Annotated in this window: 23 protein-coding genes; 10 read left to right on the top strand and 13 right to left on the bottom strand. The window is 69.1% G+C overall.

What is annotated here, in order from left to right:
• Positions 1-28 precede the first annotated feature (28 nt).
• On the top strand, positions 29-1,219 hold the full coding sequence (locus tag AC068B_RS21530) for a winged helix DNA-binding domain-containing protein (protein ID WP_478673253.1): 1,191 nt from the start codon (positions 29-31) through the stop codon (positions 1,217-1,219).
• 147 nt (positions 1,220-1,366) lie between these two features.
• Positions 1,367-1,876 (top strand): tetratricopeptide repeat protein, encoded by a 510-nt coding sequence (locus AC068B_RS21525; RefSeq protein ID WP_478673252.1) that lies wholly within the window; start codon positions 1,367-1,369, stop codon positions 1,874-1,876.
• 34 nt (positions 1,877-1,910) lie between these two features.
• Here the strand turns inward: AC068B_RS21525 and AC068B_RS21520 are convergent, their stop codons facing one another.
• Complete coding sequence (locus AC068B_RS21520) at positions 1,911-2,897, bottom strand: DUF6397 family protein (protein ID WP_478673251.1); 987 nt, start codon at positions 2,895-2,897, stop codon at positions 1,911-1,913.
• Between the two features lie 110 nt (positions 2,898-3,007).
• Positions 3,008-3,421 carry a roadblock/LC7 domain-containing protein gene (locus AC068B_RS21515; protein WP_356252812.1) on the bottom strand — a complete coding sequence of 138 codons (414 nt, stop codon included), beginning with the start codon at positions 3,419-3,421 and terminating at the stop codon, positions 3,008-3,010.
• Between the two features lie 92 nt (positions 3,422-3,513).
• Between AC068B_RS21515 and AC068B_RS21510 the strand changes: the two genes are divergently transcribed.
• Positions 3,514-3,942, top strand: coding sequence for a PPOX class F420-dependent oxidoreductase (locus tag AC068B_RS21510; RefSeq protein ID WP_478673250.1), 429 nt, complete (start codon positions 3,514-3,516; stop codon positions 3,940-3,942).
• Positions 3,943-4,006: 64 nt separating this feature from the next.
• Here the strand turns inward: AC068B_RS21510 and AC068B_RS21505 are convergent, their stop codons facing one another.
• From AC068B_RS21505 to AC068B_RS21485, 5 genes are all read right to left on the bottom strand, one after another.
• Positions 4,007-4,612 carry a GTP-binding protein gene (locus AC068B_RS21505; RefSeq protein ID WP_478673249.1) on the bottom strand — a complete coding sequence of 202 codons (606 nt, stop codon included), beginning with the start codon at positions 4,610-4,612 and terminating at the stop codon, positions 4,007-4,009.
• Positions 4,593-5,006, bottom strand: coding sequence for a DUF742 domain-containing protein (locus AC068B_RS21500; RefSeq protein WP_478673248.1), 414 nt, complete (start codon positions 5,004-5,006; stop codon positions 4,593-4,595). The genes AC068B_RS21505 and AC068B_RS21500 overlap by 20 nt, the downstream gene beginning before the upstream one ends.
• Before the next feature lie 19 nt (positions 5,007-5,025).
• A complete protein-coding gene (locus AC068B_RS21495; protein WP_478673247.1) occupies positions 5,026-5,457 on the bottom strand; it encodes a roadblock/LC7 domain-containing protein in 432 nt (143 codons plus the stop codon).
• A complete protein-coding gene (locus AC068B_RS21490; protein WP_478673246.1) occupies positions 5,454-8,090 on the bottom strand; it encodes a sensor histidine kinase in 2,637 nt (878 codons plus the stop codon). Before AC068B_RS21490 ends, AC068B_RS21495 begins: the two co-directional genes overlap by 4 nt.
• A gap of 61 nt (positions 8,091-8,151) precedes the next feature.
• On the bottom strand, positions 8,152-8,925 hold the full coding sequence (locus tag AC068B_RS21485) for an MHYT domain-containing protein (RefSeq protein WP_478673245.1): 774 nt from the start codon (positions 8,923-8,925) through the stop codon (positions 8,152-8,154).
• A gap of 152 nt (positions 8,926-9,077) precedes the next feature.
• Between AC068B_RS21485 and AC068B_RS21480 the strand changes: the two genes are divergently transcribed.
• Positions 9,078-9,677 carry a class I SAM-dependent methyltransferase gene (locus AC068B_RS21480; RefSeq protein ID WP_478673244.1) on the top strand — a complete coding sequence of 200 codons (600 nt, stop codon included), beginning with the start codon at positions 9,078-9,080 and terminating at the stop codon, positions 9,675-9,677.
• A 49-nt stretch (positions 9,678-9,726) separates the two neighbouring features.
• On the opposite strand, the gene AC068B_RS21475 is transcribed toward AC068B_RS21480, so the two are convergent.
• A complete protein-coding gene (locus AC068B_RS21475; RefSeq protein WP_478673243.1) occupies positions 9,727-10,482 on the bottom strand; it encodes an alpha/beta fold hydrolase in 756 nt (251 codons plus the stop codon).
• 135 nt (positions 10,483-10,617) lie between these two features.
• On the opposite strand from AC068B_RS21475, the gene AC068B_RS21470 reads away from it, so the two are divergent.
• Positions 10,618-11,151: a PadR family transcriptional regulator gene (locus tag AC068B_RS21470; RefSeq protein ID WP_478673242.1), complete on the top strand. Its 534-nt coding sequence runs from the start codon at positions 10,618-10,620 to the stop codon at positions 11,149-11,151.
• On the opposite strand, the gene AC068B_RS21465 is transcribed toward AC068B_RS21470, so the two are convergent.
• Positions 11,128-12,033, bottom strand: a complete 906-nt coding sequence (locus AC068B_RS21465) for an oxygenase MpaB family protein (RefSeq protein WP_478673241.1) — start codon at positions 12,031-12,033, stop codon at positions 11,128-11,130. The two genes, AC068B_RS21470 and AC068B_RS21465, sit on opposite strands and share 24 nt — an antisense overlap.
• A 103-nt stretch (positions 12,034-12,136) precedes the next feature.
• Here AC068B_RS21465 and AC068B_RS21460 point away from each other — a divergent pair, with 103 nt between their 5' ends.
• Together AC068B_RS21460 and AC068B_RS21455 are read left to right on the top strand one after the other, a co-directional pair.
• Complete coding sequence (locus AC068B_RS21460) at positions 12,137-12,442, top strand: hypothetical protein (protein WP_478673240.1); 306 nt, start codon at positions 12,137-12,139, stop codon at positions 12,440-12,442.
• A 128-nt stretch (positions 12,443-12,570) separates the two neighbouring features.
• Entirely contained in the window at positions 12,571-13,389 is an 819-nt protein-coding gene (locus AC068B_RS21455) for a hypothetical protein (protein ID WP_478673239.1), read from the top strand.
• A gap of 62 nt (positions 13,390-13,451) precedes the next feature.
• On the opposite strand, the gene AC068B_RS21450 is transcribed toward AC068B_RS21455, so the two are convergent.
• On the bottom strand, positions 13,452-13,634 hold the full coding sequence (locus AC068B_RS21450; protein WP_356252850.1) for a hypothetical protein: 183 nt from the start codon (positions 13,632-13,634) through the stop codon (positions 13,452-13,454).
• 166 nt (positions 13,635-13,800) lie between these two features.
• Entirely contained in the window at positions 13,801-14,853 is a 1,053-nt protein-coding gene (locus tag AC068B_RS21445; RefSeq protein WP_478673238.1) for a fatty acid desaturase family protein, read from the bottom strand.
• Positions 14,854-15,100: 247 nt separating this feature from the next.
• Between AC068B_RS21445 and AC068B_RS21440 the strand changes: the two genes are divergently transcribed.
• The 3 genes from AC068B_RS21440 (at position 15,101) to AC068B_RS21430 (ending at position 21,149) form a co-directional block, all read left to right on the top strand.
• Complete coding sequence (locus tag AC068B_RS21440) at positions 15,101-17,977, top strand: DEAD/DEAH box helicase (protein ID WP_478673237.1); 2,877 nt, start codon at positions 15,101-15,103, stop codon at positions 17,975-17,977.
• Positions 17,974-19,293: an SWIM zinc finger family protein gene (locus AC068B_RS21435; protein ID WP_478673236.1), complete on the top strand. Its 1,320-nt coding sequence runs from the start codon at positions 17,974-17,976 to the stop codon at positions 19,291-19,293. The genes AC068B_RS21440 and AC068B_RS21435 overlap by 4 nt, the downstream gene beginning before the upstream one ends.
• A gap of 506 nt (positions 19,294-19,799) precedes the next feature.
• Positions 19,800-21,149, top strand: coding sequence for an esterase-like activity of phytase family protein (locus AC068B_RS21430; protein WP_478673235.1), 1,350 nt, complete (start codon positions 19,800-19,802; stop codon positions 21,147-21,149).
• Between the two features lie 19 nt (positions 21,150-21,168).
• Here the strand turns inward: AC068B_RS21430 and AC068B_RS21425 are convergent, their stop codons facing one another.
• Together AC068B_RS21425 and xylA are read right to left on the bottom strand one after the other, a co-directional pair.
• Positions 21,169-21,789, bottom strand: a complete 621-nt coding sequence (locus AC068B_RS21425; RefSeq protein ID WP_478673234.1) for a hypothetical protein — start codon at positions 21,787-21,789, stop codon at positions 21,169-21,171.
• Between the two features lie 270 nt (positions 21,790-22,059).
• Complete coding sequence (gene xylA, locus AC068B_RS21420; RefSeq protein ID WP_478673233.1) at positions 22,060-23,226, bottom strand: xylose isomerase; 1,167 nt, start codon at positions 23,224-23,226, stop codon at positions 22,060-22,062.
• Positions 23,227-23,348: the final 122 nt, after the last annotated feature.

The following is a 23,348-nucleotide window of genomic DNA, read 5'->3' as shown; positions in this document are numbered from 1 at the left end:
CGGGCGCAGGCACGGAACGGGGAGCACGATGCGACGGATCGATGTGGCGGAGCGGAGAGCCCGGCTGGCGCTGCGCCATCGGCTGACGGCGGACACCAAGTCGGATGATCCGGTCGAGGTGGCGCGGTCTGTGCTGGCACTGCACGGCACGGATCCGTCGTCCGTTTACGTCGGCGCCTGGGCGCGCATGCGGGACGGCAGCGTGGCGGATGTGGAGCGCGCGCTGTACGAGGACCGGTCGCTTATCCGTCTGATGGGGATGCGGCGCACGGTCTTCGTGACGTCCCTGGATGTGGCCCCGGTGCTGCAAGCGGCCTGCTCTCGTGCCGTCGCCGCCCGGGAGCGCCGCCTCGTCCTGAAGATGCTCGCCGAGTCCGGTGCGGCGGATGACGCGGCCGGGGTGGAGGCGTGGCTCGCGCAGGCGGAGGACGTGGCACTGCGGGCTCTCAAGAAGCGCGGTGAGGCGACGGCGGCCGAGCTTGCGAGCGACGACCCTCGGTTGGCCACCGAGCTGGTCATGTCGCGCGGCAAGAGCTACGAGGGGCGGCAGAAGCTGGCCAGTCGGCTCCTTCTGCTGCTCGCCGCCGAGGGACGTGTGGTGCGTGCAAGGCCTCGTGGCACGTGGACTTCCCATCAGTACCGCTGGGCGCCGCTGACGGACTGGATTCCCGACGGCCTCACCGACTGGAACACCCAGGCGGCCGAGACGGAGCTTGCCCGACGGTGGCTTCGGGCGTTTGGTCCGGCTACTGCGGATGATCTGCGCTGGTGGGCCGGGTGGACCAAGACCCAGACGAAGCGGGCACTCACCGAACTGCATCCCGTTGAGGTCGACTTGGACGGAGCCCCCGGGGTGCTGCTTCCCGACGACATCGAGGAGACGCCTCCTCCCGCTCCCTGGGCGGCCCTGTTGCCGGCGCTCGACTCCACCCCGATGGGCTGGCAGCACCGTGGCTGGTTTCTCGGGGAGCACGGCCCGCGCCTCTTCGACAGGAACGGCAACATCGGCCCGTCCCTCTGGTGGAACGGCCGCATTGTCGGCGGCTGGGCCCAGGACAGCGCGGGTGAGATCGTGTGCAGGTTCCTCGACGATGTCGGCGCCGATGCGCGGGCCGCGGTGCACACCGAGGCCGAGCGCCTCGCCTCGCGGCTGGGGACCGTGCGGCTCACCGCTCGCACCAGGGGACGTACATGGCTCGAGGACGAACTGGCTGGCTGACGACCGCGGGGCAGGCGCACAGCGGTATTCGACGGGCATCTGTGTCTCCGTTCGGGATAAGTTCCGGATTCGGGAAAGGTTCCGGATGCGCACACAGGCGTGGCCACTGGGTCAGGTGTGGGTACAGGTTTTGAAGGGCACGAGGAATTGAGCGGGCTTTCGGGTCAGGACAGGGATCGGCTGTTGTCGGAGGCCGTGCGGCTTCGCGAGACAGGTCGGCGCGAGGAGGCCAGGGAGCGACTCGTCGCCCTCTCTTCGGAACTTCCCCTGGATGCGGAGGTGGCGTACCAGGCTGCGTGGGTCCAGGACACGCTGGGCCTGGAGGCCGAAGCGGTGCCGTACTACGAGCGTGCGCTCGACGGGTCGGGGCTGTCGGACGACGACCGCCGCGGGGCACTTCTGGGGCTGGGCAGCACCTACCGGATCCTGGGACGCTACGAGGAAGCCGTCGCCACCCTCAGGGACGGGGCGGCCGAGTTCCCCGACGACGGCGGGCTCAAGACGTTCCTGGCCATGGCCTTGTACAACACCGGCCGGACACACGACGCCATGGAACTGCTCCTGACGCTGCTCGTCACCACGACCAAAGACCCGGAGATCGCGGGCTACCGTCCCGCCATCGAGGAGTACGCCAAGGATCTAGACGCGACGATGTAAATGGCACCGTCGCGGATCGAGCGGCTCTGACTGGCTACGTCCTCCGTCGGCGCAGCCACTTCATCAAGCCTCGCGAGTCCTGCACCGAACCCGAACCCGGTGCGGAAGCCAGAGCCCTGCCCATGGCTGCGGATGGGGCTGTGGTTGTGGCTGCCGCCGCGGCATCGCTTGGCGCCGTCCATTCGGTCGTGGCGGCGGATGGTTCAGGGGCGGCACGTGGTGTCGGTCGTGGCGCCGGGCGTTCCGCGCGGGCCTGAACGAGACCGATCAGGAGGCTGGAGCGCAGCCACCGGATTTCGTCGGGATCGTCCGCCGTCATGATCCTCTCCACGATGTGTGCCCCGGGTGAGTCCGGTCCGCCCTGACTAGTGCGGGGCACGGACCTGAGCCGGTTGAGATACGCACGTTCGTAGGGGTCCCTGACGATCTCCGCGATCTGGACCGGGCCCAGCAGCGAAGCCATGGCCGCGGCTCGCTCCCATGCGTCTTCCGACTGGCGCAGCAGGAATCCGGTGTGCCGCCCCCGCCAGTTGCGCGCTCGCAGGTCCTGGCCTTCTTCGAGCCGCCCCCGCATCGTCTCGGGCATGCGTCCTTTGAGGAGTGCGGCGTGAAGTTCGGATTCGGCGAAGTGCTTCAGCTCCTCGGCGAGATAGAGCCAGACGACGGCCCGGTACCGGTTGAGGTAGAACTTCACGGGCGTCAGGAAGCCGGCGCGGGCCAGGCGGGTGAAGCGAGCCGAGGTGATGTGCATGAGCTCCGCGCCCTCCGCGGTGCCCACCGCTCTGACGCCCTCGCGCAAGGCCTCGACACAGCCATCGCCCCCGCGCAGGCGGTCGATCTCCTCTCGGGTGACGCGGCGCCGCCCGCCCGGTGTCTCCCCGACCGTGCGGATGCGTCCGAGCATCACGGCTAGGTCGAACTCCCCGCGCTTCAGACCCAGTTCTCTGGCTGCCCAGCTCGGTGTGACGGTCGGCCGGGCGGTCATTGCCCCGACGTCATCCGTGATGGTGTCACCGGTCATGGTGGTTCTCCCCCGTGAGATGTGATTGCTCTCGGGAAAAACCGTAGACCGCCCACCACGATCCTCGCTGAGCCTGTGGATAACTCTTGACGTGACAGCGTCAGCGCAGGTCAGAGGTCCACGACCGGGGTTCGCTCCGGCTGCCGGGCATCCACGCCAAGGTGTTCTCCGACGCGGTTCACGAGCAGCGTCATCTCGTAGGCGACCTGGCCGATATCCGCCTCCGCCGAGCTCAGGACGCACAGACAACTACCGTCGCCCGCCGCGGTGACGAAGAGAACCGCGTCGTCGAACTCGATCATCGTCTGGCGGACGTTCCCTGCGTGGAAGTGGCGGCCCGACCCCTTGGCGAGGCTGTGCAGCCCCGACGAGACCGCGGCCAGATGTTCCGCGTCCTCGCGCTTCAGGTCCGAGCTCGCGCCGGTCACCAGGCCGTCGTTGGACAGGACCAACGCGTGTCGTACGTGTTCCATCCGCTGGGTCAGGTCATCCAGCAGCCAGCCGAGCCCCATGCTCTGCCCCATGTTCCTGTCTCCCCGTGTCCTGTCCCCCTGGCTGGAGGACCTGACCTGCCAGCCTTCCCCACGACCGGCGCCCCGGCAAGCATGATGAGGACATGGCACAGAAGATGACCGATGACCAATGGCGGGCTTTCGTCTCACACGGCACCCGTACCGGCAAGCTCTCGACCGTCCGGGCGGACGGCAGCCCGCACATCGCGCCGATCTGGTTCCTCCTCGACGGGGACGACCTGGTCTTCAACACCGGCAGTGCAACCGTCAAGGGCCGCAACCTCGCTCGGGACAGGCGTGTGGCCCTCTGCGTCGACGACGATCAGCCGCCGTTCGCCTTCGTCGTGCTGCAGGGGCACGCTGAGCTGAGCGAGGACATCGACCAGGTCCAGCAGTGGGCCGGTCGGATCGCCGCACGCTACATGGGCGAGGACCGCGCCGAGGAGTTCGGCAAACGCAATGGCGTCCCGGGAGAACTCCTGGTCCGCATGCGAATCGACAAGGTGCTGGCGTATGCCGGGGTCTCCGACTGACGAACCCAGGCCACCGGCTTCGCCAAGGTACGGCTGATGCGCCCGCTGCTCGTCCCCTGATGGCTCATCCGACGGAGTCGAGCAGCCGGGCTGTGTGGAACCGCCCGGCGTACTCGACCAGCCGTATCAGCACCTCCTTCCCCGAATCGCGATCGCGGGCGTCGCACAGCACCACGGGCGTTCCGCGGTCGAGGTCCAAGGCTCGTGACACGTCTTGCGCCCCGTACGTACGCGCGTTCGCGAAGCAGTTGACCGCCACGACGAACGGGATGCGTCGGTGCTCGAAGTAGTCCACGGCGGGGAAGCAGTCCTCGAGCCGCCGGGTGTCCGCGAGGACCACGGCACCGAGGGCGCCTTGTGACAGCTCGTCCCACAGGAACCAGAACCGGTCCTGGCCCGGAGTGCCGAACAAGTACAGCGACAAGCCGGATCGGATGGTGATACGGCCGAAGTCCATGGCCACGGTCGTCGTGGTCTTCCGGTCGACCCCCTCGGTGTCGTCCACCGACTGGCCCACCTCGCTCAGCAGTTCTTCGGTGCGCAGCGGGCGGATCTCGCTCACCGCGCCCACCAGGGTGGTCTTGCCCACCCCGAAGCCGCCCGCGACCAGAATCTTCAGCGTCAGGGCCGTCGTCTCGGCCTCCACGGCGTCAGAGTGCTCGGAGCCCATCGATCACCTCTCGGAGAATCTTTTCGTCGGGAAGCTGTGCGGGCGGCACGGGTCGGCTGACTTTGACGCAGCCCATTTCCAGGAGGTCGCCGAGGAGCACCCTGACCACGCCTACGGGCAGATCCGCACCCGCGGCGAGCTCGGCGACGGACTGCGTCTCGGCGCGACACAGTTCGATCAGCGCCCGGTGTTCGGGGCCGAGTGCCGTGCTGTCACCGGGCCCCGGAGCACTGTCGTCCAGCGTCACGAGGGCGATCAGGTCGAAGCGGACTCCGCGGGGTCCCGGCTTGGTCCGTCCACCCGTCATCGCGTAGGGCCGGACAAGCGGACCGGCTTCGTTGTCGTACCACTGGCTGCCCGGCTGCTCCGAGACGCCTTTCGTGTCCTCGGTCATGGGTACCACCGACCCCCGGTCATCCGGTCGGTGGTTGCTCAGCGAAGCGCGCCGGAGCGCTGAGGTGCTCACCCACCCGTTTGACCATGCGGGCCATCTCGTACGCCACTAGGCCGATGTCGGCCGTCACGGCGGTCAGGACGGCGAGGCAGGAGCCGTCGCCCGCGGCCGCCACGAACAGGAAGGCGTCATCCATCTCGACCATGGTCTGGCGCACGCCTCCCGCACCGAAGTGTCGGCCTGCGCCCTTGGCCAGGCTGTGGAAGCCCGAGGCGACGGCAGCGAGGTGCTCGGCGTCCTCGCGGCTGAGGGCGGTCGACGCGCCGACCGGGAGTCCGTCGTTGGACAGCACCACCGCGTGCCGCACCTCGCCGACGCGCAGCACCAAGTCGTCCAGCAGCCAGTCGAGTTCGCCGGTCCGTCCGGTGGGGATGCTCTGGTCCTGGATCATGCAGGGTCTCCTTCGATGCTGTCGCTGCCCGGTACGGGTCCCGAAGGCGTGGGGGCCGAGCCGCCGGTGCCCGGGAGCCGGCCGCCCCCGCGCGCCCAGCCGTTGCGGTATGCCGTCATCCGGTCGCGCACCTGCTCCGGGCTGCGCTCGTCCCGCTCGGCGCCCGCTGCCTCGCCGCCGACGTTCGAGGGGTGGGGTTCGCGCAGCTGAGGGGCGAGGCTCGCCTGGCGCACTCGGCGCGGTAGTGCACTCGAACCGTCCTGCGAGGTGTCCTGTACATCGGCGCCCGCGACGTCGAGCGCATCGTTGTGCGTGGGCGGTGCGCCCGGATTGTCGGCGGCGTCCCGGCCGTGGTGCAACCGCAAAGTGGTGACGCCGGGCAGTGGCGGGGGCTCGACCGCGGCGGCCAGAACGGGACGGGAGGAGGTGTGCGGAATGGCGTCGGCATTCATGTGTTGGCCTGTTGCTCCCTGCACGCGCGCGTGCTCCTTGGCCAGGGCAGCACCACGCGCCAATGGGCGGGCCTCCCCGTTGTGGGCGTCTTGGCTCTCCGCCGTGCCACTGTGCAGGAGGGCTGTGGGCAGCAGCACGACCGCAGTGGTCCCTCCATAGGGGGACGTACGCAGATGCACCTTGATGTCGTGGTGCGCCGCGAGCCTGCTGACCACGAAGAGGCCGAGTTGGTCGCTGTCGAACAGGTCGAGCGCCTCGGACTGCTCGACACGACGATTGGCCTCGACGAGCATCTCCTTGCCCATGCCGAGCCCGCGGTCCTCGATCTCCAAGGCATAGCCGTTGCCCACCGGCTCGCCGCTGACCCGCACTTTGGTGTGTGGAGGCGAGAACTGGGCGGCGTTCTCGACGAGTTCGGCCAAGAGGTGGGTGAGGTCGGCCACCCCGGTTCCCAGGACCGATGCCGCGGGGAGTTGTCGTACCTCCACGCGCGCGTAGTCCTCGACTTCGGAGACTGCCGCGCGCACGACATTCGTCAGGGAGACTGGCATCCGCCAGGCGCGGCCGGGCGCGGCTCCGGAGAGGATGATCAGGCTCTCCGCGTGGCGCCTCATCCTGGTGGTCAGATGGTCCAGCCGGAAGAGGTCGCTGAGCTCGTTCGGGTCGTCGGCCCTGCGCTCCATGCTGTCGAGGAGGGTGAGCTGACGGTGGACGAGTACCTGGGTCCTCCGCGCCAGATTGACGAACACTCCGGAGACGCCGCTTGCGAGCTCCGCACGCTCGATCGCGGCGCGCAAAGCCGCGCGATGGACCGTGCCGAGGGCCTCGGTGACCTGCCCGATCTCGTCCTCCGCAGGTGGACCCGGCGGCGCCTCGGCACGGATCTCGATCTCTTCGCCCGCGCGCAGCCGTCGCATGGCGTGCGGGAGTTTGCGGCGCGCGATTTCAAGGGCTCCGTTGCGAAGGCACACGAGTTCGACGACCAGGCCTCGCCCGATGCGTACGGAGATGACGAGTGAGCCGGCGACGGCGACCAGTCCGAGGAGGACCGCGGCACCTGCTGGGGTGAGCACTCCGTGCGTGAAGGGGTCGGCACGGTCCGCAGCGCCTCGGTCCGCCCCCTTCTTGATCGCGTGGAGGCCGTCCCGCACCGCTGCGTAGGCCCCGTCCCAGGTCGTCACCGAAGCCGCGGCCAGGGCCTTCCGGCCGGGCTGGGCCACGAGGACCTTGTCCTCGGCTGCGCGAACGTTCCCGTATGCACTTCCGTCCTCAAGTTCGCGCCAGGCCGCTCGCTCCGGGCCGCGCAAGTCCGCGACCGCTGTTTCGGTCAGGGTCCTGCGGGTGTCGACGGCGCCGGTGAACAGCCGGAGCCGTTCGCCGTCCAGGCCGCCGGTCTGCCGGGCCGCGGCAAGCACGGCGTCCTCACGGGCCAGCATTTCGCCCGCCCTGGAGAATTCGAGCAGCACGCGCGCGTGGGATCCCTGACCGGCTTCCTGCAGGCCGGTCAGGGCACCAGCTACTGCAAAGGCCTGGGAGATCGTCCTCGTGTACTGGCCGTACGCCGTGTCCCAGCCCGTACGACGGTCCAGCACTTCGGTCCGCAGGGACCGCAGCTCTTCGGCTCCGGCCACGAATGCTTCCAGCCGGTCGGCCACCCCTTCGGGGAACCCTGCTCCTTCGGCGACGGTCTGTTTGTCACCCAGACGCAGTGCGGCCACGGCCCGGTCGGTCCTTCTCGCCTGCCGCTCCAGCGCATCCCTGCGGTCGCCTCCGGGTTCGGCCGCCTGGCGTACCGCGGCGGCGCGTTCGGCTTGGAGCGCGGTGACGGCCGTCTCGATCGGGCCGCGCACGTCGGTGTCGGCGCGCTGCACCTGCCGAAGGCGTGCCACGTCCTGCGCCGTGGTGACGGTCGCGTACCCCCACAGGGCGAGCAGCGAGACGACGGGCACCATCAGCAGACACACGATCTTGGCTCGCACCGTACGTGGACGGGGCCTCCACCACCCCGCGTGCGTGGACGCCCTGTTCGTCGGGAGTTCCACGGACCTGTCCTCCTGGTCCGGGTGTTCTTCGGCCGGCGGGCCCGCGTGGGCGCGGCGGCCACGTGTCGGTTGCTCCGGAGGTTGAGGCCAAGGTGCGGTGCCTGCGGCTGGCTCGGGGGTGCTTCGGGTGGTGTCCATGGCCTCCTCGCTCGGTTGGGTTGGGTTGGGTGGGGTGTCCCGGCCGTATCCGGGGGCCTCTTTAAGAAGCGACACCGTCCACCGGTCGCTGGGCCGAAACGGAGGCCTCGCGCTCTCCCTTGGTCGGGGACAGCGCGACGAAGGCCGAGGTCAGGAAGAGGTAGGAACCGAGGCCGACTGCGAGGGGAAAGATGAACTGCATCGTGGCGGCTCCGGGCAGGGCGGCATCGGAGGGCGTCACCCGCACGCTCACCGCGAGCATTCCGGTGTAGTGCATGCTCGTCACCGCCCCGCCCATGACCAGGGATGCCACGACGACCGCGAGTGGTGACTTGATGTTGAGGCCGGCCCACAGCGCTGCGGTCGCCGCGACGACCGCGATGACTACGGAGAGCCCGACGAGTACGGGGTCGTACCGCACTTCACCGTGCAGGCGCAGCGCAGCCATGCCGAGGTAGTGCATGCTTGCGACGCCGAGCCCTGTGGTGAGCCCGCCCAGCGCCAGGGCGCTTCCTCGATCGCGGCCGTATCCCACGGCGAAGATGCCCGCGCCGACGACGGCCATCGCGACCAGAAGACTCAGGAACGTCAGGGGCACGTTGTAGCGGATCTCCGTGCCGGTGACGCCGAAGCCGAGCATGGCGACGAAGTGCATCGTCCAGATTCCGGAGCCGATGGCGGAGGCGGCGGTGATCAGCCAGTTCCGCCGCGACCGGCCTGAGGTGCCCAGCGCACGGACGGTGCAGCGCAGACCGAGTGCGGCGCCGATACAGGCCATCGCGTACGACAGCACGGGGGTCAGCCAGCCGAAGGTGGCGTGGTCCAGGTGTCCCATGGCCCCGGGACGCTAGTCCGACCCAGGGCGCACGACGGGGGCGCATTTCGAAAGCTGCTGCAATGTGACAGAGAGACGACCCTGAACGATCGCGTCACGCTCGAACGAGTGCACCCAACGCACGTGCGGCACTTTGCGGGATCATGGGTCGTATGAGCGACGACCACACGCAGGTCCAAGAGTTCTTCACGGCCCGCGCGGCCGACTGGGACACCCGTTTCCCTGATGACGGGCCCGCCTACCGGGCCGCCGTCGCCGAACTCGCCCTCAGCGCCGGCTCCGCCGTGCTCGACGCCGGGTGCGGGACGGGGCGGGCTTTGCCGGCGCTCAGGGAGGCCGTAGGCCCCTCGGGCGTGGTTCTCGGCGCCGACCTGACACCGGCCATGCTGGAAGCCGCGACACAAGCGGGCAGGGGCTTCGACGGGCAGCTCCTGCTCGCCGACGTGGCCCATCTGCCGCTGCGCGCGCAGTCAGTCGACGCCGTGTTCGGCGCCGGGCTGATTTCGCATCTGCCCGATCCCGCGGAGAACCTCAGGGAATTGCGGCGAGTCGTGCGCCCTGGAGGGCAGCTCGCGCTCTTCCACCCCATCGGCAGGGCGGCGCTCGCGGCGCGTCAGGGGCGGCAGATCACTCCGGACGACCTGCGGGCGGAGGGCAACCTCGGGCCGCTGCTTGCCGAGTCCGGCTGGCGCATGACCTCGTACGTCGACGAGGACGCCCGCTTCCTCGCCCTGGCGGTACGCCAGGACTGAACCCACTCCCCGGCGACAGGCGACAGGCCGGGCAGGTCCGACCGGCCTGTCAGAGGCAACCGGCGATCGCGGCGCCGAAAGCATCCGGGTTGTCGAACATGACGTTGTGTCCCGCTCCCGGCACGGTCACCACGCGCACTCCTGAAGCCGTCAGTTCGTCGTACCCGGCGAGTTCCCCGCTCGAAGCACCCTGCAAGTAGACGCGGCCGACGGGAAGTTCCATGAGCAATCGACGCATGGTCGGGCGAGTTCCCGCGACGAGTCCGGCAGCGCTGCGATGGAGTGCCAGAGGGTCCGCGAGGCGCATGGTGGCCGCCCAGGTGGCACCGATCTCCTCGAGCACGCGCTCGTACCCACGGGCGACGAAGTCCTCCTCCGTGTAGGCGGCGATGCCGCTGCTGCCCGCCGTGGCGGGAGGATTCGGATCGAGGTTGGCCTCCGTGAGGACCAGCCTGGTCACCAGCTCGGGGCGCCGGTGCGCGAGCACGATGGCCACGGAGCCGCCCATGCTGTGCGCGACGATCTCCGCCCCGACCACCCGAGCCTCGTCGAGGACGGCGGCCAATGCGTCGGCGTGGCTTTCCAAGGAGTAGGCGAAGTCGGCGGGCCGGTCACTGAGGCCGTGTCCGGGAAGATCCACGAACAGTGAGCGCCTGCCTGCCAGTTCGGGCCTGGCGGCTATGTGCGCGTGGTAGACCGTCGACGCCGCTCCGAGGCCGTGAACGTAGACCCGCGCCGGTCCGTCCCCGTCCGCCTCGGTCCACCGCACACGGCTGCCTCGCACATCGAACCGCGCCTCCTTCATCGCCTACCCCGTTCCCTCGTCACGTCGTCCACCTCGCCCGCCGTGAGCGGACTCCGGAGACAATACATCGGTAACGATGTATTGCGCATCAGGGGTACAGCGGGCGAGAAGGCCGGATGCGGCAGAATGCAGTCCATGCTCGAACTGGCCATCCTCGGATTCCTCTACGACGCCGCCCTGCACGGCTATGAACTGCGCAAACGCATCACCGCACTGACCGGGCACGTGCGCCCTGTCGCGGAGAGCACGCTGTACCCCGCCATCAAACGACTCGAGAAGGCCGGCCTGCTGGCCAGGGAGACTCAGCCCGGCGCCGTGGCCGCGCCGCGCCACGTCCTGACCCTCACTTCGGCCGGAAGGCAGGAGTTGCACAAGCGGCTCGCGGAACCGGCACGGGGGGACATCACGGACGAGAACCGCTGGTTCACGCTGCTCGCCTTCCTGCGCCACCTCGACGACGCAAGGGCACAAGCGGGGGTGCTGCGGCAGCGCCTAGCCTTCCTAGAGGAGCCGGCCAGCTTCTTCTACGACGGCGACCGCCCCATGAGCGCGGAGGAGCTCGACGACCCCTTCCGGCGCGGGATCCTCACGATCGCGCGCGCGACGAGCCAGGCCGAACTCACCTGGCTGCGGGCCACCTTGGTGTCACTCGACGGGAGTCGTCGCTGATCCACCCTTGTGCGGCACCGGGCACCCGCGAACGCCCGGCACGGGGAACGAACCGAGCTCGGCAACCTCGTACCCGTCGGGGTAGCCCTTGATCTCCCGATTCTGCCGTGCGTAGTGCGGCGTCCGGCGCGGCGGCATGAGGCGCACCACGCGCCCCCGCAACCGCACCGCGCCCCGAACCAGCGAGCGGGTGACAGGTTCCGGCTCTTCGTATCGGAACGCCCGCAGCAAGGGCTCGTCCAGCAGCGCGACAGTCGCCTTTCGCAGCATGGGCGCCAGCGGGCTCGGGTACCACGAGGCCATCAGGTCCAGGGTCGCGTCGGACACGCCACGAGCCCCTTGGTCCCAGCCAAAGTTGGCCTCTTCGTAGTCATCGAGACACTTCTCGAACTCTTCGTAGGAGCCCGGAATCTCCGCGATGCCCATGTGCCGCCCGAGGGTGCGGTAGTACACGGCAGCGGCGGCCGACTCGTGACGTGAGAGCCTGCGCCATCCGTAGGTGTCGATCCACCGCTTCGGCACCACCACGAACGTGCACAGCACGTATCGCATGTCGTCGTTGCTGATGTCGTAGCTGCGGTGCATCTGGTTGATGCGACGGATGGCGGTGCGGCCCTCATCGCTTGCGAAACCGTGTTCCACGACGGTGTCGAGCAGAAGGGCAGTGTCGTCGTACCGCTTCTGCGTACGACCCGTCAGTTCTGCTGTCTGCGCGAGCAGTCGACCGATGCTGGGCACCGCGTACGTGCGGTAGAGCGCGAGTTCTAGTGCGCGCGTATAGTCCCACGGAAACTCGAACGTCGTGGTGAGCCGGTAGATCTCGAGGAAGTCCCGCTCCGGATCGAGGCGCCTGATCTGCTCGAGTCGCTCGAAACGCTTCACCGCGCGGTCCCCCTTCTGCCACCGGAGCACTAACTCTACGTTGGCGAACGGCAGATGCAGGGATCAACGGTGGTGGGCACGCTCCCGGGGGAAGGTAGACCACATGTTTGACGCACTCCGAAAGTTCTGGCGAGCCGATAAGCCCCCAACGGTCGAGGACGGGGCCGTGCGCGGCCCTCAGAGGCAAGGGCGCCCCCACAACCTCTTCGAAGCGGCCGCCGTCTACGTGGCGGCATCTGCCGAGGACGATCAACCCAAGATGGACGAAGCACGGGGATGGGTCTCTCCGGAGGCGCTGTCCTTCGGTGTCAATGAGCTCGCGTGCCGGGCTGTCATAGCCCTTGCGCGCGAACGTAACGAGTCACCACGGGATGTGGCCCGTTTGCTCCTCGGACTGCCCGCCGCTTGAGCCCGCTTCCGTCGCGTGCACGTCGTTCAAGGCGGTCCGCTGGTGATTTTCCAGGTCATCCCCCTCTCGACGATCTCTGTGGCCAGTGGTTAGGGTGCGCCGACGGGTGAAGCGATGGGGAGGCTGGCATGGCCGGGACGGACGACGCTGTCGCCGCCGATGACGACGCGCTGTATGTCCTCACGGCGGTACTGCTGACCCCCGCGAAGTTCCCCAGCGTGCTGGGCGACGACTATCCGGAGGCCTGCGCGACGCTGGATCTGGCGCCGCTCGCCGCCGGGTACGGACTGGTGCTCGGTCAGGACGGCGAGGGCGCGCGCTGGACGGTCGTCGTCGACGATGTGTCGCTCGTGGCCGTGGCGATCGCCTCGTGGGACTGCGGCATGGAGTACGACCTGTCCCCCGATGAACGCACCGTGGTCACCGCGCTGCCCGGCTGGCCCCTCGCGGTCGCGGTGGCGGCTCCAGGAGTGCCTGCTCCACACGACCCGGAACCCCACGACGCGGGCCGACCTCCGCTCGCACCACCGGAAGCCGGGGCCTGGGGTCCGGCCCAGCGGCGGCTCGGAGCGGACGAGATAGCCCTGCAGTGGGCGGCCTGGCGGGGGCAGATCGACGACGGCGACTTCGCGACGGACGGCACCCAGGAGACACCCCCAGCAGACGCTGGGGCAGCACCTCTTACCGGTGTCAGGCATGTCCTGGCAGAAGCGCGCGCCTATGTGGACACGCCGCCGCCCCTGGGCCGTGTGCGGTCGGCCTTCGCCTCGGGTCACGCACGTACTTTGCGCGCCGACGGGCCTGGCTGGTCACTGGTCGCCAGGACCGACGACATCGCGTTCGTGCTGCTGGACGAGGAGCCGGGAGAGGTGCTTCCGGTGGGCCGTGGGCCCGAGCTTCCCTCGCTCTTGGAGGCCCTCGACAAGATGGCGGTGCGCCCTTCCTGAGTCGGCTGACGGATGGCCCGTCGCTCTCACCCTCCCGAACGGCCGGGCGCCGACTCCAAAGCTCAGTGGCCTATCTCCTTGCGTGTGACACGGCGCAGTCGGCGCCGCTGGCCCGAGTCGAGCGTGAGATAGGCGGCCGCGGGGACTCCGAGCACGAGCAGGAGCGTGGCCCACCAGGGCAACCAGAACAGCAGAATGATTCCGGCCGCCACACCACCTGCGGCGATCTTCGCCTTCTTCGACATGTGCGTCGCCTCCTTCGCGGCGTGTGCCGCTCTCTTTCTTGGAGAACGGGAACCGCTCCCCTTCGGTTCCTGGTCGCGACCCTGAGAGACCCCTGAGACTCACCCCCTACTGGTCCCTGACCTGCTCGGACCCGAGTGTTGAGCTGCTCGATCGACGCCCTCCGGCCTACTCGACCCGGAGCGGCTCGCCGACTTCATACATGTGCCGCAGAACCTGCCGGTAGGAGTCGACGAATCCAGCCTCTGCATAGGGCATGCCCACAGCGGCGCAGTGGGCGCGCACGACAGGCTGGGCGAGGCGCAGGTGGGGCCGCGGCATGCTCGGAAACAGATGGTGCTCGATCTGGTAGTTGAGGCCGCCGAGGAACCAGTCGGTCACCGGACCACCGCGGACGTTGCGGGAGGTCAGCACCTGGCGCTGCAGGTGCCCCCACCGTTCGCCGTTCGGGTCCGGCATTTCCATGCCCTTGTGGTTGGGCGCGAAAGCCAGCCCGAGGTGCAGGCCGAACAGTGCCTGGTGGACCGCGGCGAAGGCGATGGCGTGACCGAGGGGCATGGCGGTGAGGAGCAGCGTCGTGTAGCCCACGAGGTGCGCGACCAGCAGAAGGCCTTCCACCACGCGTTCACGCGAGGCCTGGCGCCGCAGATCCTGGAAACCGTAGATCTTCATGGCGACGCCCTGGAGGAGCGTCAGCGGGAAGAAGAGCCAGGACTGGTTGCGAGTGAGCCAACGCTGGAAGCCTTCCCGGACCTTGGCCTGCCTACTGGTCCACACGAGGACGTTCGCGGCGACGTCGGGGTCCTTGTCGACGTGGTTGGGGTTGGCGTGGTGTCTGTTGTGTTTGTCGTTCCACCAGGCCGAGCTCATCCCGAGCAGGAGATTGCCGTGCACGAGGCCGATGGCGCGACCGACTGACCGGTTCGCCGATACCTGCGAATGGCCCGCGTCATGACCAATGAACGCCGTCCGTGCACACAGGACGGACAGCACCGGGGCGAGCAGCAACACCCACCACGAGGCGCCTAGAAGGAACATCCCCACGCCCACAGCCGCCAGCGCGAAGGCGTTGATCGCGATGGTTCGCGTGTACCAACCGATGCGCCGGTCCAGGAGGCCCTGTTCCTTGACCGTGCGCAGCAGAGGGGCGAAATCACTTCCGGCACTCTTTTTGCCAGTGCTGGCTGGGGAGCGTTCCGCTACCGCGGCGGCCTGGGACATGGTGGGTCTCCGGTCTTCATGACGACGGGCTGACCTGATAAAACGTACGGATCGGTGACCTTGGGCAACCATGGCGGCACCACCCGTGTCTCACCGGGGGACAGCACCGCCCGACAGGGGGGCTGGCTACACCCCCCGATACGAAGTGACCTGAATCACCACCGAATCACTCCCGTGAAAGCCCCGACGTGCTGTACATTCAGCCGCTCCGGTCTCAGTAGTCAAGTTTGAGGAATGCGCCATCGCTGTGCACAGGCTCCCTGTCGTGTCCCCCTCCGAGATCTCCGAACTGTCCCGCTGTTCCGTTCTCTTCGTGCCTGCCGACCCGCCTCGCGACGGACGCGTTGCGTTCTGGCGCACCGACGGCACCGAGCCCCCTGCCACGGCTGCCGGTGACCATGAAGCACTGACCCTCGTCGTGCCGGGGGATGACGGCGTCGAGCTCGCGACCGTGCCCGCAGTGCTGGTTCCCGTCCGCGCCGCTCTACCGGTCCTCACGCGCGGGCGTGCCACTACGGAGACGCATCCGACGGGCGCGTTCTGGGGGACGGCAGGGGTTCTGGCCCTTCAACTGGCGGCTCGCGGTCTGCTGTTGCCGGGACTGACCGTCAGCGATCACGATGCGTGGCGTACCGGCCCGCTGAGCTCCGAGGACCTGGAGCGGCTGCGGGAGTTGGCCGCGGCGATGCCACCGGCCGCCCACGCACTGCCGCTAGGCGACACCCTGCCGCTGCGACTGCCCGAGCCCGAGCATTTGCTGCGCCAATTCCTCGACGCCGTGGCCGACACGCTCCCCCGCTCCGCCGCCGCGCCACTGGCCTCGGGCGGACGTGTCTTCGCCTCCGCTGAACCCCAGCACGTGCCGGAGCAGCGCGACTGGGCGCTGGACGTCGCTGCCGGACACGACGCCGGAGTGCGTATCTCGCTGCGCCTAGAGATTCCCGGTCTCGCCACGGTCGCCGAAGACGGCACGCGGCTGCCCTTCCGTGCCGTGCTGCAGTTGCACAGTGTCAGTGATCCCTCGCTCGTCGCGGATGCCGCCGAGGTGTGGGCCGGGTCCGGCGCCTCGGGCCAGGCCTTCGGGCCGCGTGCGCGCATGGATGCACTGCTCGCGCTGCGTCGTGCCACGCGCGCGTGGCCGCCGCTCGCCCCGCTGCTGTCGGCCACCGTCCCCGACGCGATCGAGCTGGCCGACGAGGACGTCACCGCGCTCCTCAGCGAGGGCGCCCGCATGCTGGCGGCCGCGGGCGTCGACGTGCACTGGCCCAAAGAGCTGGCGCGCAATCTCACCGCACACGCGGTCATCGGCCCGGCGGACGACGACGAGGACGACCGCAAGGGCCCGCACAAGCTCTCCTCGGACACGCCGTCCTTCCTCTCGGCCGATGCCCTCCTCGCCTTCAACTGGCGTTTCGCATTGGGCGATCAGCAGCTCACCCGGGCAGAGCTGGACACCCTCGCGGAGTCCAACCGCCCGGTGGTGCGCCTGCGTGACCAGTGGGTACTGGTCGACCCTTCCGAGATCCGGCGCGCCCGCGACCAGCAGGACCACAAGGTCACCCCCATCGATGCCCTAGGGGCCGCGCTGACGGGCACCGCCGAGGTCGGGGGTCAGCGAGTCGACGTACAGCCGACGGGCTGGCTCGCCACCTTGCGCGAGCGGCTCGCCGACCCGGAGGGCATGGAGCCCGTGGGGCAACCCGAGGCGCTTGCTGCCGAGTTGCGCGACTACCAGCTGCGCGGCCTGAACTGGTTGGCGCGGATGACATCACTCGGCCTCGGTGGCTGTCTTGCCGACGACATGGGACTTGGCAAGACGATCACACTGATCTCCTTGCATCTGCACCGCCAGACCCAGGAGGAGTCCGCAGGGCCCACGCTGGTCGTCTGCCCGACGTCACTGATGGGCAACTGGCAGCGCGAGATCGAGAAGTTCGCGCCGGGCACCCGCGTACGCCGCTTCCACGGTTCCCAGCGCAGCCTCGATGACCTGGTGAACGGCGAGTTCGTCCTCACCACCTACGGCACCATGCGGCTCGACGCGGAGAGACTCGGACAGACCTCCTGGGGCATGGTCGTCGCCGACGAAGCACAGCACGTCAAGAATCCGTACTCGGCAACAGCGAAGCAGCTGCGGACCATCGCCGCACGCGCGCGCGTGGCACTCACCGGCACGCCCGTGGAGAACAACCTCTCCGAGCTGTGGGCCATCCTCGACTGGACGACGCCTGGCCTGCTCGGCAGGCTCGGCACCTTCCGTACTCGCTATGCCCAGGCCGTTGAGGGCGGTACCGATCCCGCCGCTGCCGAACGGCTCGGACAGCTCGTGCGGCCGTTCCTCTTGCGTCGCCGCAAGTCGGATCCGGGCATCGCGCCCGAGCTGCCGCCGAAAACGGAGACCGACCGTGCCGTCTCGCTCAGCGCGGAACAAACGGGCCTCTACGAAGCAGTCGTGCGGGAGACGCTCGCAGATATCTCCGGCTCCGACGGGATCGCGCGCAGGGGCCTGATCGTCAAGCTCCTCACCGGGCTCAAGCAGATCTGCAACCACCCCGCGCAGTACCTCAAGGAGGACGAGCCCCGGATCCCGGGCCGCTCCGGAAAGCTGGAGCTGCTCGACGAGTTGCTCGACACGATCCTCGCCGAGGACGCGAGCGTGCTCGTCTTCACGCAGTACGTGCAGATGGCGCGCCTCATCGAGCAGCATCTGTCGGCGCGCGGAGTTCCCTCGCAGTTCCTGCACGGGGGTACCCCTGTGGCGCAGCGGGAAGCCATGGTGCAGCGCTTCCAGGACGGCGACGTGCCCGTCTTCCTGTTGTCTCTGAAGGCTGCGGGAACGGGCTTGAACCTGACCCGTGCCGAGCATGTGGTGCACTACGACCGTTGGTGGAACCCCGCTGTGGAGGCGCAGGCCACCGACCGCGCGTACCGCATCGGGCAGACGCAGCCGGTGCAGGTGCACCGGCTGATCGCGGAGGGGACCATCGAGGACCGCATCGCCGACATGCTGCTGCGCAAGCAGGAGTTGGCGGACGCCGTCCTCGGGTCGGGCGAGGCCGCTCTCACCGAGCTGACCGATGCCGAACTGTCGGATCTGGTGGAGCTGCGAGGGGGCACACGATGAGTGACATCCATGACGACACGTACGATCACGCGGACGACGAGCGCGGGGGCGCGCCGGAGCAGGAGCGCACGTTCGCGGCGTTGCCTCCCGCCCACGGACGGGGCTTCGCTCAGAGCTGGTGGGGTCAGGCCTGGTTGAAGGCACTCGAGGACACCGCTCTGGACCTGCAGCAGCTGAAGTCCGGCCGCAGGCTCGCGCGCGCGGGTGCGGTGGGCGCGGTTTCCGTACGCCCTGGCCGCATCACGGCAGTGGTCAAGGACCGGGACGGCACACCGCACCGTTCCGATGTCCTGCTCCAGGAGTTGAGCCCGGAGGACTGGGACCGCTTCCTGGAGATGGCCATCGAGCGGGCCGGGCACATCGCCGCGCTCCTGGACCGGGACATGCCGCCGCACCTGGTGGAGGATTCCGCGGCGGCGGGCGTCGAACTCCTGCCCGGCATCGGCGATCTGGAGCCCGAGTGCGACTGTGAGGCATGGGACCACTGCGGGCACACGGCCGCACTCTGCTACCAGGTGGCGCGTCTTCTCGATGAGGACCCGTTCGTGCTGCTGTTGATGCGGGGGCGCGGGGAGCGGGTGCTGCTCGACGAGTTGCAGGCGCGCAGCGCTTCGAGGGCCGAGACACCGGAGGCGCCGGAAGACGCCCAGGAAGCCGGTCCAGCGGGCGTCGACGCCGCGGAGGCGTACGCGGACGGCGCCATCCTCCCGCCGCTGCCCGCCCTACCTCCGCTGCCCGCGGAGCCCGGTCTGCCGCCGACGCTCGACACCGAGGCGGAGCCCGCTCCGGGGCTCGACGTGCCGGCGGTCGAGTTCCTGGCCGCGCAGGCCGCCGTCGAGGCGTACCGGATACTCGCCGACGCTCTCGCCCCCGGTCACCAACACCTGCCCGTCGAAGATGAGTTGACCGGCAGCGAGGACGCCGTGCGTCTGGCGGCGGCACAGCCCGGAACCGCGGTCGAGGCACGGCTCGCGGTGGCATCCGAGCGTGGTCGGGACGGCCTCGCTCTAGCCGTCCGGGCCTGGAGGTACGGGGGCCGGGCCGCGCTCCACGTCCTCGAAGAGGAGTGGACGCCGAAGGAGGAAGCGCTGGCACGCGCGCGTGCCGCGCTCGAAACGGCCTGGGACGAGGACGAGCGGCCGCAGCTGCGGGCGGCCCACAACCGCTGGACCGTGGTCGGCGGGGACGTACAGCTGCGCCACGGCCGCGACGGCCGTTGGTGGCCCTACCGGAGGGAACGCGGCCGATGGGTTCCTGCGGGCCCCGCGGCCCACGACCCTGCGACGGCACTGGCCGTGGCGAGCGGCGGCGAGTGACACTGCCCGTCACTTTCGGAGTGACGTGGCCCCTCCTCCCGAAGCGTGACGCGGGCCGTCATCGCCGAACGTCGAGCACGTCGGCGCCGAGGAGAACGCTGGGCCGAGAACCCGGGCGGCGCTCACCGGCGCTTTCCGGCCGGACCCGCGCGCGCCGGGAACACCGGCGCGTGCACTCCCCCAGTCCGGTGATTGAGCACGGACAAGCCGTCCGCGATCGTGGGTCACGTCGGTTCAGGGAGGTCCGACACAGGCCTTCCCGGACTCATCAGCGGGGACATCGGGTTCGTCAGCTCTGCTCGCATGACCGATCTGAAGGGGGTTGACCGGGGCACTGCGCCCGCACGAGTACTGATGATCGGACCAGTGGTCGCCGGCGGCGCCTCCTGCCCCTCGCAGGAGGCGCCGTCGGCACGTCTCCCGCAGTTCACCCGCAGGCCCCCTCGCGTTCGTGGCGGCGGCGAAGTCTGACCGCTGTCAACGCACCCGTGCACCAGGAGGCCCCGATGTCCCCGCACGCCGCCCGTAGGGGCCGTGTCCGCCGCTCTGCAGCCGTCGGTCTGCCGCTCGCCTTGGTCGCCGCTCTTGCGGTGGCAGGCACCGCGACAGGCCGCCCGACCGGCGGGCACGGCGAGACGCGGGTCACCGCGACCGCGACTCTCGGCGACATTCCGCTCGGCACCTTCAGCAACGCACTGCTTCCGGGCACGGTGAAGAACGACCGTGGGGTCGATCTCGGCGGCATCGGCAGCGACCTCTACCCGGCGGGTCGCAAGGGCGAGTTCTGGACGGTGACCGACCGAGGGCCCAACGGGCAGATCAAGGTGGACGGCAAGAAGCGCCGCACCTTCCCAGCGCCCGGCTTCGATCCGGCGATCGTGAAGATCCGGGTCCGTGGGGACAAGGTCAAGGTTGTCTCCGCGCTGCCGCTCACGACCTCGTCCGGCAAGCCCGTCACCGGCCTGCCCAACCAGGAAGGGCGCGACGAGGCCCCGTACTCGTACGACGCGAAGACCTCCCTCTCGTACAACCCGAACGGGCTCGACACGGAGGGGCTCGTGCGTGCCCAGGACGGCTCCTTCTGGCTGGTCGACGAGTACGGGCCGTCCCTGATCCATGTCTCCGCGCGCGGGAAGGTCATCAAGCGCTACGTTCCGCGCGGGCTGAAGCTGCGCGGCGCCGACTACCCGGTCGTCGAGGCGCTGCCAGGCATCCTTCTGCACCGCAAGACGAACCGCGGCTTCGAAGGGCTCACCCAACTCCCCGGCGGGGAACTCGTGATGGCTGTGCAGAGCCCGCTCTCCCTGCCTGACGAGGACGCGGGCGAGGGCTCGCGCACATCACGGCTGCTGCGATTCTCGCCGAAGAAGCAGGCCGTCACCGCCGAGTACGCCTACCGGTTCGATCCCGTGGACATCGTCGACCCCGGCGAGGACGACACCTCCGAACTCAAGATCTCATCCGTTGTCGCCGTCGGGCGCCACCGGCTCCTCGTCCAGGAACGCACCGACAAGGCCGCTCGGCTCCAGGCCGTCACCCTGGATCGTGAAGCGAACATCCTGGGCGGCAAGTGGGACAAGAGCGCGACACGGCCCTCCTTGGAGGAGCTCGATGATCCCGCCGCCTCCGGAGTGCCTGTCCTCGACAAGCGACTGGTGGTCGACCTGAACACCGTCGACGGCGTGCCCGACAAGATCGAAGGCGTCGCCCGGGTCGACAGTCGCACTCTGGCCCTCATCAACGACAACGACTTCGGGATGAGCGACGGTCCTGAGGCCTTCGACAAGGACGGCCGCCTGGTGGACAGCGGTACGGAGACCACGGTGACGTACGTACGGCTTCCTCGAAAGTACTGACTCCGGAGAGGTCGATTGGTCAGGACAGTGGCCTTGTGAGCTTGTGCTTGCCGGGTCCGCTGTCCCCCGCCAGGCTGCAGGCGACGTTGTCGATACCGACCTTGTAGCCCGTGGCATCCGGGTATTGCACCAGGGTTCCTCGTACTGTTCCGGACGGCTGGCTGCGCGCCTTGCGTTCCAGTGGCCGGTCGCAGAGAGCGGCCGCCGCCCGTTTCAGAGCGGCGTCGGTCGTGTAGGAGCCCTTCAGTTCGGCGAACTCGACGACTTCGGCGTCGTGCGGTGTGCTGCACGACGTCTTCGCGGCCTGCCCCGGCCTGCTGCTGTCGACGTTGAAGCAATCACCTGTCTTCAACAGGTAGTACGGGACTTGTTCATCGGCAGGCGAGGGTGCGGCGGAGCCCAGGCCGGTCGGGAATTCCGTGGGCAGGGTCGGGAAGTCGGTGGGCAGCGACGGGACACCGCTCGGCAGGCCGGTGGGCAGCTCACTCGGGATCTGGGACGGGATGCTCAAGGAGGGCGTGGGTGCACGCGACGTGCTTCTGCTGGACTCGACTGGTTCCTTCTTGCCGTCGCCGTCGTCGCCGGTGACCACAAGAACCCCCGCGGCAATGGCACCCGCGGCCACGACGACCGCGAGCACGACGTACAGGCCGGTACGCCGCCTTGAAGGCCCGCCAGGGGGCTGAGGCGGCGGCCAGCCCCCGGTCCCCGGAGGGGGCCCGTACCCGCCGCCCGGCGGGGGCCCGAACCCACCACCGCCGGGCGGCGGACCACTGGGCGGGGGACCGCTGGGCGGCGGAGGCGGCTGCGGCGGTACGGGCGGCATGGCCATACCATCAAGAGTCACCTCGAACCGGTCATATAGCGACCCCCGTGCGTAAGTTGACGGAAGCCCGGCCAGAAAGCCGGATCAGCCCCGAGCCGCCAGAAGGTGATCCATGGCCAGTTGGTCGAGGCGCTCGAAGGCCATTCCTCGCGCTGCGGCCTCCGCCACGTCGAACGCCTCATAGGCGCTCCTGTCGGCGAGCAGGCCCGAGAGCCCGTCATCTGCCGTGGGAACCGCGAGCTCGTCCAGGCGCGCGGCACGCAGCGCCTCACGCACCTCGGGGTCGGCCCGGAAGGCGGCCGACCGCTCGCGCAGGATCAGGTAGTTGCGCATGCATCCCGCAGCGGACGCCCACACTCCCTCGTAGTCCTCGGTGCGAGGCGGCTTGAAGTCGAAGTGCCTCGGGCCCTCGTAACCGCCCCTCTCCAGGAGGTCCACCAGCCAGAAGGCGCTGCGCAGATCCCCCGCCCCGAACCGCAGATCCTGGTCGTACTTGATGCCGGTCTGGCCATTGAGGTCGATGTGGAAGAGCTTGCCCATCCACAGCGCCTGCGCGATGGAGTGCGGGAAGTTCAGGCCCGCCATCTGTTCGTGTCCCACCTCGGGGTTGACGCCGTACAGCTCGGGACGCTCCAGGCGCTCGATGAATGCAAGGGCGTGGCCGACCGTGGGCAACAGGATGTCGCCGCGCGGCTCGTTCGGCTTCGGCTCGATCGCGAAACGCAGGTCATAGCCCTGTGTGGTCACGTACTCGCCGAGCAGGTCGAAGGCCTCCTTCATGCGGTCGAGCGCATCCGTCACGTCCTTCGCGGCGCCGGATTCCGCACCCTCCCTGCCGCCCCAAGCCACATAGGTGCGGGCGCCCAGTTCCGCCGCAAGGTCGATGTTGCGAATCGTCTTCCTCAGCGCATAGCGGCGCACGTCCCGGTCGTTTGCGGTGAACCCGCCGTCCTTGAAGACGGGGTGGGTGAAGAGGTTCGTGGTGGCCATCGGCACGACGAGGCCCGTCGCGTCCAGCGCCTGCCGGAAACGCTTGATGTGCCCCTCTCGTTCCGAGTCGGAGGATCCGAAGGGGATCAGGTCGTCGTCGTGGAACGTCACTCCGTAGGCGCCCAGTTCGGCGAGGTGCCGCACCGAGTCGGCCGGGTCGATCGCGGCCCGGGTGGCATCTCCGAAGGGGTCCCGGCCCTGCCAGCCGACGGTCCACAGGCCGAAGCTGAACTTGTCCTCAGGGGTGGGCTGGTAGTTCATGTGCGGCTCCCTCACCTATTTCGTCATGGCACTTTACAAATTAGTATCCGAGGGCGCTGCTGGGAAGGTCGAGGAGTGAACTCCGGAGCGCACCCGGGGACAGCCGCAGGAACGGAGACCGT

This window comes from Streptomyces sp. NPDC042371, from assembly GCF_056437465.1.
Note: the sequence above shows the minus strand (reverse complement) of the source record. Positions and strands in the feature narration are given on the sequence as shown.

Excerpts from the sequence above, each read along its gene's own strand:
- AC068B_RS21530 (WP_478673253.1), top strand. The coding sequence starts at position 29 with ATGCGACGGATCGATGTGGCGGAGCGGAGAGCCCGGCTGGCGCTGCGC.
- AC068B_RS21520 (WP_478673251.1), bottom strand. The coding sequence starts at position 2,897 with ATGACCGGTGACACCATCACGGATGACGTCGGGGCAATGACCGCCCGG.
- AC068B_RS21515 (WP_356252812.1), bottom strand. The coding sequence starts at position 3,421 with ATGGGGCAGAGCATGGGGCTCGGCTGGCTGCTGGATGACCTGACCCAG.
- AC068B_RS21510 (WP_478673250.1), top strand. The coding sequence starts at position 3,514 with ATGGCACAGAAGATGACCGATGACCAATGGCGGGCTTTCGTCTCACAC.
- AC068B_RS21505 (WP_478673249.1), bottom strand. The coding sequence starts at position 4,612 with ATGGGCTCCGAGCACTCTGACGCCGTGGAGGCCGAGACGACGGCCCTG.
- AC068B_RS21500 (WP_478673248.1), bottom strand. The coding sequence starts at position 5,006 with ATGACCGAGGACACGAAAGGCGTCTCGGAGCAGCCGGGCAGCCAGTGG.
- AC068B_RS21495 (WP_478673247.1), bottom strand. The coding sequence starts at position 5,457 with ATGATCCAGGACCAGAGCATCCCCACCGGACGGACCGGCGAACTCGAC.
- AC068B_RS21490 (WP_478673246.1), bottom strand. The coding sequence starts at position 8,090 with ATGGACACCACCCGAAGCACCCCCGAGCCAGCCGCAGGCACCGCACCT.
- AC068B_RS21485 (WP_478673245.1), bottom strand. The coding sequence starts at position 8,925 with ATGGGACACCTGGACCACGCCACCTTCGGCTGGCTGACCCCCGTGCTG.
- AC068B_RS21480 (WP_478673244.1), top strand. The coding sequence starts at position 9,078 with ATGAGCGACGACCACACGCAGGTCCAAGAGTTCTTCACGGCCCGCGCG.
- AC068B_RS21475 (WP_478673243.1), bottom strand. The coding sequence starts at position 10,482 with ATGAAGGAGGCGCGGTTCGATGTGCGAGGCAGCCGTGTGCGGTGGACC.
- AC068B_RS21470 (WP_478673242.1), top strand. The coding sequence starts at position 10,618 with ATGCTCGAACTGGCCATCCTCGGATTCCTCTACGACGCCGCCCTGCAC.
- AC068B_RS21460 (WP_478673240.1), top strand. The coding sequence starts at position 12,137 with ATGTTTGACGCACTCCGAAAGTTCTGGCGAGCCGATAAGCCCCCAACG.
- AC068B_RS21455 (WP_478673239.1), top strand. The coding sequence starts at position 12,571 with ATGGCCGGGACGGACGACGCTGTCGCCGCCGATGACGACGCGCTGTAT.
- AC068B_RS21450 (WP_356252850.1), bottom strand. The coding sequence starts at position 13,634 with ATGTCGAAGAAGGCGAAGATCGCCGCAGGTGGTGTGGCGGCCGGAATC.
- AC068B_RS21445 (WP_478673238.1), bottom strand. The coding sequence starts at position 14,853 with ATGTCCCAGGCCGCCGCGGTAGCGGAACGCTCCCCAGCCAGCACTGGC.
- AC068B_RS21435 (WP_478673236.1), top strand. The coding sequence starts at position 17,974 with ATGAGTGACATCCATGACGACACGTACGATCACGCGGACGACGAGCGC.
- AC068B_RS21430 (WP_478673235.1), top strand. The coding sequence starts at position 19,800 with ATGTCCCCGCACGCCGCCCGTAGGGGCCGTGTCCGCCGCTCTGCAGCC.
- xylA (WP_478673233.1), bottom strand. The coding sequence starts at position 23,226 with ATGAACTACCAGCCCACCCCTGAGGACAAGTTCAGCTTCGGCCTGTGG.